Annotated in this window: 10 protein-coding genes; 6 read left to right on the forward strand and 4 right to left on the reverse strand. The window is 63.2% G+C overall.

All coding sequences use genetic code 11. From position 1 onward, the window contains the following. Positions 1 to 19 precede the first annotated feature (19 nt). Positions 20 to 652 carry an alpha/beta hydrolase gene (locus NXS98_RS17335; protein ID WP_283846313.1) on the reverse strand — a complete coding sequence of 211 codons (633 nt, stop codon included), beginning with the start codon at positions 650 to 652 and terminating at the stop codon, positions 20 to 22. Positions 653 to 761: 109 nt separating this feature from the next. Here NXS98_RS17335 and cobA point away from each other — a divergent pair, with 109 nt between their 5' ends. Continuing rightward, positions 762 to 2,300 (forward strand): uroporphyrinogen-III C-methyltransferase, encoded by a 1,539-nt coding sequence (cobA, locus tag NXS98_RS17340; protein ID WP_283846314.1) that lies wholly within the window; start codon positions 762 to 764, stop codon positions 2,298 to 2,300. A 117-nt stretch (positions 2,301 to 2,417) separates the two neighbouring features. Here the strand turns inward: cobA and NXS98_RS17345 are convergent, their stop codons facing one another. Further along, complete coding sequence (locus NXS98_RS17345) at positions 2,418 to 4,586, reverse strand: formylglycine-generating enzyme family protein (RefSeq protein ID WP_283846315.1); 2,169 nt, start codon at positions 4,584 to 4,586, stop codon at positions 2,418 to 2,420. Between the two features lie 149 nt (positions 4,587 to 4,735). Between NXS98_RS17345 and NXS98_RS17350 the strand changes: the two genes are divergently transcribed. Both NXS98_RS17350 and NXS98_RS17355 read left to right on the forward strand, forming a co-directional pair. Beyond that, entirely contained in the window at positions 4,736 to 5,155 is a 420-nt protein-coding gene (locus NXS98_RS17350; protein WP_283846316.1) for a hypothetical protein, read from the forward strand. A gap of 13 nt (positions 5,156 to 5,168) precedes the next feature. Then, positions 5,169 to 5,507 (forward strand): cupin domain-containing protein, encoded by a 339-nt coding sequence (locus tag NXS98_RS17355; RefSeq protein ID WP_283846317.1) that lies wholly within the window; start codon positions 5,169 to 5,171, stop codon positions 5,505 to 5,507. Positions 5,508 to 5,522: 15 nt separating this feature from the next. Here the strand turns inward: NXS98_RS17355 and prfA are convergent, their stop codons facing one another. Both prfA and rpmE read right to left on the reverse strand, forming a co-directional pair. After that, on the reverse strand, positions 5,523 to 6,623 hold the full coding sequence (prfA, locus tag NXS98_RS17360; protein ID WP_283846318.1) for a peptide chain release factor 1: 1,101 nt from the start codon (positions 6,621 to 6,623) through the stop codon (positions 5,523 to 5,525). A gap of 61 nt (positions 6,624 to 6,684) precedes the next feature. After that, positions 6,685 to 6,933: a 50S ribosomal protein L31 gene (gene rpmE, locus NXS98_RS17365; RefSeq protein ID WP_283846322.1), complete on the reverse strand. Its 249-nt coding sequence runs from the start codon at positions 6,931 to 6,933 to the stop codon at positions 6,685 to 6,687. A 281-nt stretch (positions 6,934 to 7,214) separates the two neighbouring features. On the opposite strand from rpmE, the gene NXS98_RS17370 reads away from it, so the two are divergent. The 3 genes from NXS98_RS17370 to NXS98_RS17380 all read left to right on the forward strand — a co-directional run bounded on the left by NXS98_RS17370 (position 7,215) and on the right by NXS98_RS17380 (position 11,250). Then, the gene (locus NXS98_RS17370) at positions 7,215 to 8,537 is read left to right on the forward strand and encodes a 2-oxo acid dehydrogenase subunit E2 (protein WP_283846323.1); all 1,323 of its coding nucleotides are present in this window, start codon (positions 7,215 to 7,217) and stop codon (positions 8,535 to 8,537) included. A 49-nt stretch (positions 8,538 to 8,586) separates the two neighbouring features. After that, positions 8,587 to 10,017, forward strand: coding sequence for a dihydrolipoyl dehydrogenase (gene lpdA, locus NXS98_RS17375; RefSeq protein WP_283846324.1), 1,431 nt, complete (start codon positions 8,587 to 8,589; stop codon positions 10,015 to 10,017). 99 nt (positions 10,018 to 10,116) lie between these two features. Next, complete coding sequence (locus tag NXS98_RS17380; protein WP_283846325.1) at positions 10,117 to 11,250, forward strand: BamB-related PQQ repeat family beta-propellar protein; 1,134 nt, start codon at positions 10,117 to 10,119, stop codon at positions 11,248 to 11,250.

Raw genomic sequence — 11,250 nt, forward strand, 5'->3', positions numbered from 1 at the left:
GCATCCCGCAAGCTCCGGGTTAACCGGCAGCTGCCCGGCAGCGTTCGACAAAACGGCGGATGACGGCCATTTCGGCCTCGCCGGCGATGGTATGGGCCTTGGCGAACTCGTGCCATTCCACCTGAATGCCGGCGGCCTGCATCTGGCGGGCCTGGGCCTTGGCGGCGGCGAAGGGTAGCAGGGGGTCCAGGGTGCCGTGGGTGATGAGGAAGCGCTGCTCGTGGGCGAGGGGCGATTTTTCCCGCAGCAGGGCCTCGGGGTCGGGCAGGAAACCGCTGATGCCGACACAGCCGGCGAGGCGGTGGGGGTATTTCACGCCGGTGACCCAGGTCATCAGGCAGCCCTGGCTGAAGCCGAAGAGGTACGTTTGGGGGGAGGGAAAGCCGGCCTGGCGCTGGGCGTCGAGGAGACTGGCCAGGAGCTGGTAGCTGCGGCGCACACCGGGCATGGGGTCACCCGGGAAATCAAACCAGGAATAGCCCATGAAATAGGGGTCGGGGGCATTGACCAGCAAGTAATTCAGCCAGGGCAGCCCCATGGCTTCGGGCAGCCATCGGTAGCCTTCCATGCTGTCGCCCAGGCCATGCAACACCAACATCAGCCATCGGGAATCTTTTTCCGCCGCCGGCACGAAATCCGTTTCCAGACTCATGGGCTGCGTTTAGACCATGCGGCCCGGCGGTTGTCACGCGCAAAAATGGGGGAGGCAAGGGGCCAAAGCGGGCATTGCGCGTTGGGCCGGGCGCGCCTAGACTGGGGGTGTGAAAGCGGCAGGCACAGTTTATTTGGTGGGGGCAGGACCGGGAGATGCCGGATTGTTGACCCTGCGCGGCGCGGAGCTGCTGGGCCGGGCGGATGTGGTGGTTTATGACGCGCTGGTGAATCCGGAATTGTTGCGGCTGGCGCCGCCCACGGCGGAAATCATCTATGGCGGCAAGCGGGCCCGGGCGCACGCCATTCCGCAAGAGCAGCTCAATGCGTTGCTGGTGCAAAAGGCGCGCGAAGGGAAAACGGTGGTGCGGCTCAAAGGGGGGGACCCTTATTTGTTTGGCCGGGGCGGGGAAGAAGCCGAAGAGCTGGCGGCGGCCAGGATTCCTTTTGAGGTGGTGCCGGGCATTTCGTCCATTTATGCCGCGCCCAACTACGCCGGCATTCCGCTGACGCACCGGAGCTGCTGCTCTTCCTTCACGGTATTCACGGGCCACGAGGACCCCACCAAAGGGGGGACGTCTCTGGATTACGCGCAACTGGCGCGCACGCCGGGAACGAAGGTGATTTTGATGGGGGTGGAGCGCATCCGGGAGATTGCGGAGGAATTGATGCGGCATGGCATGGACGGGGCGACGCCGGTGGGGATGGTGCGGTGGGGCACGACGGGGCGGCAGGAGTCGCTGGTGGGCACGCTGGCCACCATCGCGGACCTGGCGGCGGAGCGGGGATTCACCGCGCCGGCGGTGACGGTGATTGGCGAGGTGGTGCATTTGCGGGAGCGGTTGAACTGGTTTGAGCACCGTCCGCTGTTTGGCCAGCGGATTGTGGTGACGCGCACGCGCGAGCAGGCCAGCCAGCTTTCGCGGCAGCTTCTGGAATTGGGGGCCGATGTGCTGGAGATTCCCACCATCAAAATCGCTCCGCTGACAGACCGCCAGCAACTGGAGGATTTGAAGGACGCGCTGGAGGGGATAGGGTGTTATGACTGGCTGGTGTTCACCAGTCCCAACGGGGTCACGGCCTTTTTTGATTATTTTTTCAAGGTATTTGGCGATGTGCGGGCGCTGGGCAATGTGCGGCTGGCGGCCATCGGGCCGGCGACGGCGGCCAAATTACAGGAGCTGCATTTGCGGGTGGACGCCATGCCGCGGCAATACCTGGCCAAGCAGGTGGCGCAGGCGATTCGGGAGCATGGCAGCGTGGAAAATTTGAAAATATTGCTGCTGCGGGCTGAAACGGCCAACCCCGAGCTGCCGCGTCTGCTGTCGGAAATGGGGGCCATTGTGGATGATGTGGCCTGTTACCGGACGGTGGCGGAGACGGAAGATGTGACCGGCGCGGCCGAGCGGTTCAAGGAAGAGGGAGCGGATTGGATTACCTTCACCAGCAGCTCGACGGTGGAGCATTTTCACGCGCGGTTTGATTTGCCGGCCTGCCTGGCACAATTTCCGCGGCTTAAAACAGCCAGCATTGGTCCGGAAACTTCCAAAGCCTTGCAGCGGCTGAACGTCACGCCCACGGTGGAGGCGAGGGAGCACACCATCGAGGGGCTGGTGCAGGCGCTGCGCCGCTGGCGGCCGGCGGAGTGAAGTCCAGCCCCATCCCGTCCCAGGGGAGGGGTCAACTTTGAGCGCGCTGACGCGGTCCAAAAAAAACCGGCGTTACCGCGGTGGCGGCAACGCCGGGCGAGATTCGCGCGGCCGCGTTTAATCTTTTTCCACGCCGCTAATCCACGTTTTTTCCATCACTTCCGGCGGCGGGAGCTTGAGGGGCCGGACGAGGCGGAAGCCGATGAATTTGGCGTCGGTCAGGTACCACACGCTCTTGGGCAGTTGGGGGTCCTGGGCCTTCCAGTCGGGCGTGGAGGCGATGCGGGCGGCGCTGCGGCAGGCGGCGGCTTCAAAGTCGTAGCTGCCGCCGCGGGCGACGTGGGGGTACGGTTTGGTGGCCACCACCCACGGGTTGACGGCGCCGTTGGCGCGGGCGGAATAATCGGGGAGGTACTGGTCGAGGCACCACTCGGCGACGTTGCCGTGCATGTCGTGCAGTCCCCAGGGGTTGGGTTTTTTGAGGCCCACCTTGTGGTATTTCCAGTCGCCACCTTCCTCGCTGTTTTTCTCGAACCAGGCATATTCTTCGAGTTTGGCTTCATCGTCGCCGAAGGAATAGGCGGTGGTGGTGCCGGCGCGGCAGGCATATTCCCATTCGGCCTCGGTGGGCAGGCGGTAGTAGTGGCCGGTCTTGGAACTGAGCCACATGCAGTACTTGTTGGCGCCGTGCTGGGTCATGGCAATGGCCGGGAAACCATCCTTGCCCATGCCGAAGCTCATTTCCACATAAGGCTTGGAGGGCCGGGTAATCTGGTCGGACAGGCGGTCGCGCTCGGGATTGGTGGGGAAATCGCTGCGCAGTTTTTTCTCGTCGTCTGGATACATAAACAGCTCGTATTCGTTCCAGGTGACTTCAAATTTGCCCATCCAGAAGGAGTCCACCTTGACCTTGTGCTGGGGGCCTTCATCGGGTTTGCGGCCTTTTTCGTTGGCGGGGCTGCCCATGAGGAATTCGCCGCCCTTGATGGGGAGCATGACGTATTTGACGGGGCTGCCGGGGATGGTGTTGGTGTAGGGGGCCATGGCGGCCTCGTCCTTGATGTCCAGATGGGCGGAAATCATCCGGTGCAATTCCGGGACGAGGAAGGCATCGGTCACTTCGCAGGGGGGCAGGTCACCGCCACTTGCCGGGGTGACTTTGCCGCCGGCCAGGCTGTACAGCTCAAAACGGGTGGAGTATTTGAAGCGGCTTTTTTCGATGCGGAACAACGCCCCCAAGACGGGGCCGGCCACAAAACCGCCGGTCACCATTTCACCCGGTTTGGGGGTGATGCTCAGGACTTCCACCGGGGCCTTGGCGCCGTCGAAAGCATAGATGGCGGCGGGTTCGTTGGTGCCGTGAATGGCGAGCAGATGCTGGCCGGCCACGAAAATCTGGTGGATGGCGCGCGGGAGGTTGAAGGCGGCCGCCTTGCCCAGGGCGGGCTTGCCGCCGGTGGTTTCGAGGGGGCGATAGTGCAGGGCGGGCTCGCCGGGTTTGTACACGAGCGCGCCGAGGGTGTTGCCAAAGCGGCCCATGGCGAAGGCGGCGTTGCCGGGCAGGTCATCGGCCTTGGAGACCACTTCCGGTTTGCCGGAGGCCAGGGAGAGGAAGACGAGGGAGGATTTTTCCTTGCCGGGGATGATTGCAACAATCAGCTCCGGGCCGCCGTCCTGCAGGGCGATACGCTGGGCGCCGCTTAACGCGCCGGGGGCTTCGACCTCGGCCATTTGAGATAATTTCCCGCCGGTGTTGCGGAAGAGGGTGGAGAGGTTGACGGGGTCCACGTTGTAGATGCTGTTGATAAAGAGGTCGGCTTCGGGGGTATTGCCCGCGCCGCCGATGTCCACCGCCACGACGGTGGCCGGCCCCAGACAGTCTGGCTTCACCACGGTCATGCGGCCGGCCACTTTGAGGTCGGCGGCATCCACGATGTGGACGGTGGCGCCATCGGCGCTGGAGAACACCAGGGCGTCTTTGCCGGCGTCCAACAAGCGGCCGGCACTCAGGCCGGTGACATAAAGGATGCGGCTGGGACGGGCCATGGCCCAGGTAAGCTGGCCGTCTTTCAGTTGGTAGCCGATGCGGTAGTTGCCGGTGGGGCGGTCCACCAGGGCGACGTCCTGGCGGCCATCACCATCAAAATCGCCGTTTATCACCAATTCATATTTATTTTCATAGACCCACACGGGAGTCGAGGCGGCTGACAACAAGGTGACGGCCGCCAGGGAAGCCACGAGGGTGGCCGGGACTTTTGCGGTCATTCTGGCAACTGATAGTTTCATGTTCATGCTAAAAGTTGGACGAATGTCCCCAAGGGACATTCATTTGTCAAACGAAAGCGTATTGACCCTGCGGCCCGGTGGCATTTAAGCTGGGACTGCTCCCCGGCACCCTGCCCTGAGGGAGCTGAAATAATGTCGAAGTAATTGCCGTGGAACTGAATACCAAAGAAGCCTGGCTGGCGGACCACCCCTGGGAAACCGTGGGGGAAATCAACCGTGAATTGTGCGCCAAACCGGAGACCCCGCACCGGCCGGGGCCGGGCCATGACAGCACGCGGCAGTGGTGGGAGACGGCGCGGCAGCAGCGGATGACCTTCCGCGAGTTTCTGGACTTGTGCCGACGCTGTCATGCGGCCAATCCATTCGCCTTTTTCAATGGCAACACCTTTGCCCGGGTGCTGGCGAAGATTTTGGAGCCGGTCTGCCAAAACCTGCCGTCGGTGGAGGCCACCATGTTGCGCAACGCGGCGGCGCATTATGTGGCGGGCGCCATTAATGCGCGGGAGTTAAATGAGGTCTGCCGGCATGTGGACACGCTGCTCCGGCAGAAAAACAGCGTGAAACCATAATTCCTCCCCGGGTATGAAGCGATTTCAGATGGCCCAGTTGGATGCGCTGACGGCGGTGCGCTGTCCGTGCGGCCATGCCCGGCGGGCGTTTGCGGAAAGCGGCAACGCCGCCAGTGTGCATATCGTCCAGATTGAGTCCGATGCCAAGGCCCACTACCACAAGAAGATGACGGAGATTTATGTGATTCTGGAGGGGGAGGGCCACGTGGAGCTGGATGGGGAGCTTTATCCCGTCAAACCGCTGACGGCCATTTACATCCAGCCCGGCTGCCGGCATCGTGCCGTGGGCCGGCTGACCCTGCTGAACATTCCGGTGCCCGCCTTTGATCCGGCGGACGAATGGTTTGATTGAGGGGGAGGCGGGGGGTTAACCGTTCACGGTCTGGAGTTTTTGGTCCAGAGCGGCCAGTTTCCGCTGCACTTCGTCGCGCAACAGGGCGTCAATCAGCGTGTCCAGTTCCCCGTCCATGATGACCTGCAAATTGTAGATGGTCAGGTCAATGCGGTGGTCGGTGACGCGGTTTTGGGGGAAATTGTAGGTGCGGATTTTTTCGCTGCGCTCGCCGGTGCCCACTTGTTCCTTGCGCTGGGCGGCGTATTTGGCGTTTTCCTCGGCGATTTTGCGTTCGAGCAGGCGGGAGCGCAGGACGGTGAGGGCCTTGGCCTTGTTTTTCTGCTGGGAGCGTTCGTCGGCGCAGCGGACCATCAGGCCGGTGGGTTTGTGGATGATTTGCACGGCGCTGTCGGTGGTGTTCACCCCCTGGCCGCCCTTGCCGGAGGCGCGGCACACGTTGATTTCCAGCTCATCCGGCTTGATTTCGATGTCCACTTCCTGGGCCTCGGGCAGCACGGCCACGGTGACGGTGCTGGTGTGGATGCGGCCCTGGGCTTCGGTGGCCGGGACGCGCTGGACGCGGTGCACGCCGCTTTCAAATTTGAGCCGCTGGTACACGTCCGTGCCGCTTATGCTGAAAATGATTTCCTTGAAGCCGCCCAAATCGGAGGGATTCGAGTCCAGGGATTCCACTTTCCAGCCGCGGGCCTCGGCGTAGCGGGTGTACATGCGGAATAAATCGGCGGCAAAGAGGGCCGACTCGGCGCCGCCTGCGCCGGCGCGGATTTCCATGATGGTGTTGCGGGAGTCTGCCGGGTGCGGGGGGAGGAGGCCGCGCTGGATTTGGAGGGTCAGACGCTCCAGCTCTTTTTCCAGGCGGGCGGTTTCATCCTGGGCCAGCAGAGCCAGCTCGGAGCCGGGGGGTTCGGAGCGCAACAAGTCCCGGCTGGCGGCGAGGTCGGCGGTGGCCTTGAGCCAGGCGGCGCCGGCGGCGGTCAATTCCTTGAGGCGGGCGTGCTCGCGGGCGAGCTCCTGGGCGCGCTGGGGCTGGTCGAAGACGCGCGGGTCGCCCAGTTGGGCCTCCACATCCGCCAGCCGTTGAGCAAACTTTTCGATAAAAGGCCGCAAATCCATGGCCGGTAAAAACACCACGCCCGCAAGGGGGGAGCCTTGCGGGCGCGCGGGTGGAGAAAGGCTATTTCCGCTTCTTCTTGGTGGCCGCGGCGGCGGCCGCCTGCGCGGCCTGGGTCTTGGCCAGACGCTGCTGGAACTTGTCCACGCGGCCGGCGGTGTCCACAAACTTCTGCTGTCCGGTGTAAAACGGATGGCACTTGTTGCAGATGCCGATGATGATGGTCGGCTTGGTCGAGCGGGTTTTAATCACATTGCCGCAGGCGCAACGGATTTCCGCGTCCACATATTTCGGATGTATTCCCGACTTCATAGTCAAAATCCAATAGAGTGCGGGAAATTACCACGAACAGCCCCTTTGACAAGCGGTTTTTTTGGAAAAATGACGGCGGGCGCAGCGAGCGCCTATCAGGGGGGGAGGGCGGGGTATTGGCCGCTGGTGCGCCCCGGTTGCGGAGGCCAGCCGGCCGCGTGGGTGGATGGATAAAGAAAATCATTTGCCAGAAGGGGTAAAGTTGGGCTTTGATTCCCCCTTGAGGTTTGCCAGCCGGGCGGCGTCCGGTCTGGCCAACAGGCATCAATTGAGCTTTGAGTATGGACATCAAGCTGCCAAATCTGGGCGAAGGCGCTGAATCGGGCGTGGTGGTCAGCATCCTGGTCAATGTGGGTGACGAGATCAGCGAGGGCCAAAACATCATTGAGCTGGAGACCGGCAAGGCGGTGGCCTCGATTCCGGCCAGCGCCGGCGGGAAAGTGGAGTCCATCCGCGTGAAGGTGGGGGATAAAATCACTCCCGGCATGGTGATTTTGACGGTCAGTGGCGCGGGGGCCCCCGCCACCGTTTCGGCCGTTGCGCCGGCGGCGGCCAAACCGCGGGCCACGGCGGCACGCCCGGCGGCTCCTGTGCCGGCGGAGGAGGTGGCGCCCGTCGAGGAGGAGGAGGGTGAAGCCGAAGCGACCCCCACGGTGGAGAGCACCGAGCAGTATTTCACGCCGCCCGCCTCGCCCACCATCCGCAAGCTGGCCCGCGAGCTGGGCATTGATTTGCGGCGGGTGAAAGGCTCGCAACACGGCGGGCGCATTGTGATGGAGGATTTGCGCCGGTACATTCAGGGCCTGATTCGCGCGGCGGAGAAGGGGCGAAGCGCCCCGGCCGCGCCCGCCGCCGCCGGTCCGGCGGCGGCGCCGGTGAGCATAGACTTTGCGCAATGGGGGCCGGTGACGCGCGCGCCGTTCAGTCCGTTGCGGCAGGTGCTTTCGCGGCGGCTGGTGGAAAGCGTGAACACGCTGCCGCAGGTGACGCAGTTTGATGAGGCGGACATTACCGGGGTGCTGGCGTTGCGACAGCAGTATGCGGCGGCCTATGAGGCCAAGGGGGCGCGGCTGACGCTGACCGGTTTTGCGATGATGGCGCTGGTGGCGGTCCTGAAGAAGCATCCCATTTTCAACAGCAGTCTGGATGAGGCCACGCAGGAGATTGTGTACAAGAATTATTACCATATTGGGATTGCGGTGGACACCGAGGCGGGGCTGCTGGTGCCGGTGATTCGTGATGCGGACCGCAAGAGTCTGCTGGAGTTGTCGCTGGCGCTGGTGGAGGTGGCCAACAAGGCGCGGGAGCGGAAGCTGGCGCCGGCGGACATGCAAGGGGGCACCTGCACCATCTCGAATCAAGGCCCGTTGGGCGGCGGGCATTTTACGCCCATCGTCAACAAGCCGGAGTGCGCCATTCTGGGGCTGGGCCGCGGGGCGTTGAAACCGGTGGTGCAGCCTGAGGGCTCGCTGGCCCCGCGCACGCTGCTGCCGCTGGCGCTGTCCTATGACCACCGACTGGTGGACGGGGCGCAGGCGGCGCGGTTCATCACGGAATTGCGGGCGTTGCTGGAGAATTTCCCGGCGGATTGGGTGAAAATTTAATCCGCGAGCCAACCAACCGGCCATCGCAAGCGATGGCGTGTTTCACTTTATGGAACCTATCAAGACTGATTTGGTCGTCCTGGGCGCCGGCCCGGGCGGATATGCGGCGGCGTTTTACGCTGCGGATTTGGGCAAGAAGGTCATTCTGGTGGACCAATCGCCGCGGCTGGGCGGGGTGTGCCTGAATGAAGGGTGCATCCCCTCCAAGGCCTTGTTGCACGCCACCAAGGTGCTGACGGAGGCGAAAACCTTTGCCGAACACGGCATTGTTTTTGGCGAGCCGCGCATTGACGTGGGCAAACTGCGGGCCTGGAAGGATTCCGTGTTGCAGCGGCTGGGCAATGGCGTGGCGAGCCTGGCCAAAATGCGGCAGGTGACGGTCATGACGGGGCGGGGGTATTTTGAAAGCTCGGATTTGTTGCGGGTGGAGACACCCGAGGGGCAGAAGTTTCTGACCTATGACAAAGCCATCATCGCCGTGGGCAGCAAACCGGCCATGCCGCGGGCCTTTGATTTGGGGAATCCCCGCGTGATGACCTCGCGCGAGGCGCTGGAATTGCCGGACATTCCGCCGGACTTGCTGGTGATTGGGGGCGGTTACATCGGCATGGAGCTGGGGACGGTGTATGCGGCGCTGGGCAGCCGCGTGACGGTGGTGGAGGCGCTGGACAACATTTTGTCGGGCGCGGACCCGGACCTGGCGCGTCCGGTGGTCAACTATGCGAAAAAGAATTTCCGGGAGCTGCGCGTGAAGACCCGCGTGCTGGACATGTCCACCGCCGGCAAACAAATCCGCGTCCTGATGGACGTGAACGGCGAGCGGGTGGAGGAGCTGTACGACCGCGTGCTGGTTTCGGTGGGCCGCGTGCCCAACGGCGAGGATATTGGGCTGGAAAACACGCGGGTCATTCGTGATGAAAAGGGATTCATCAAGGTCAACGAGCGGATGGAGACGACCGACCCGAAGTTGCTGGCCATTGGCGACATCGCGGGCGGGGTGCTGCTGGCGCACAAGGCCCACAAGGAGGCGCGGGTGGCGGTGGAAAGCCTCTGCGGCGAGGCCAGCGTGTTCAAGGATGTGGTCATTCCGGCGGTGGTCTTCACCGAGCCGGAGCTGGCGTGGTGCGGGTTGACGGAGGAGGAAGCGCGGCAGAAGGGCATCAAGGTGGAGGTGGCCAAGTTCCCGTGGGCGGCCAGCGGGCGGGCGATGACCTTCGACAAGACGGAGGGAATGACCAAGTTGATTATTGACCCGGAGAGCGAGCGCATTTTGGGGGCGGGGATTGTGGGGCACGGGGCCGGGGAATTGATTGCCGAAGGGGTGCTGGCGGTGGAAATGGGAGCCACGGCGCATGATTTGGCGGCGTGCATCCATCCGCATCCAACGCTTTCGGAAACGTTCATGGAAGCGGCCGAAGTCTTTTACGGCTATGCCACGCACGCCTATTCGCGGCGGAAACGGCATGCGGAAGCGTCGTAAAGGCGGCGGTGCAGGCAACAGGTCGGTCCCCGGACCGGCCTGATTTTTTTTGCATCCGGCCCTGCGAAAGCGTCCAATTTATGGTAGGATAAGCGCACGATGAACACATGGCATGGCAGCAAAGTGGGGGCATGGCTGCAGGTTGGGGCAGCCTGCCTGTGGGTGATGGCCGCGCACGCCCAGACCGCCGATACATGGCCCATGTTTCAAGGCAATCCGGCATTGACCGGCGTGACGTCGGCGCAGTTGCCGGAGCGGCCGGAGCTGTTGTGGACGTTCAAGGCGGGCGGGGAAATCAAGGGGGCGGCGGCCATAGCCGAGGGCAAGGTTTTCTTCGGGGCGGGCGATGGGGTATTTCACGCGCTGTGGTTGAGCAACGGCGCGCCGGTGTGGAGTTACAAGGCGAGCAACAGCATTGAAGCGCCGGCGTTGTATCACCAGGGCGTGTTATATTTTGGCGCCTTCGATGGCGCGCTGTACGCGCTCCGCGCCAGTGATGGGCAAGTGCTCTGGAAGTATCTCACGGAGGAAAAAATCACCGGCGGCGCCAATTATGCCCAGGTGAATGGGCGCACGGTCATTTTGGTGGGCAGCCACGACAACCGGCTGCATTGCGTGGACGCCGCCACCGGCAAATCCAACTGGGTGTATGAGACCGGCAATTACATCAACGGGGCGGCGGCGGTGGCGGATGGGCGCGCGTATTTTGGGGGCTGCGACGCCCTGCTGCACGTGGTGGATTTGCAGAAGGGCGAGAAGATTGCGCAACTGGACGCCACGGCGTTTGTGCCGGGGTCGGTGGCGGTGAGCGAGAACCGCGCTTATTTGGGGCAGGCGGAGAATGCTTTTTTGTGCATGGACCTCACTCAGCGCACCAATCTATGGACCTACCGGCAGCGCAGTTTTGGTTATTTTGGCTCGCCGGCGGTGAAGGGGGACCGGGTGGTGTTTGGGGGGCGTGACCGGCGGGTGCATTGCGTGGACGCCAAAACGGGCCAGGGCCGGTGGACCTTCTCCACCCGCGGGAAGGTGGATGCCTCGCCGGTGGTGGCGGGGGACAAGGTGGTGGTGGGGTCGGATGATGGTTTGGTGTATGTGCTGGCACTGGCCGATGGCCGGCAGCTTTGGAGTTACGAGATTGGGAGGCCGATTAAAGGGGCCGCCGCGGTGGTGGAGGGCCGTTTTGTGATTGGCGCGGATGACGGCGTGCTGTACTGTTTTGGGGCCAGGTAA

The organism is Fontisphaera persica (assembly GCF_024832785.1).
Taxonomy (GTDB): Bacteria; Verrucomicrobiota; Verrucomicrobiia; order Limisphaerales; family Fontisphaeraceae; genus Fontisphaera; species Fontisphaera persica.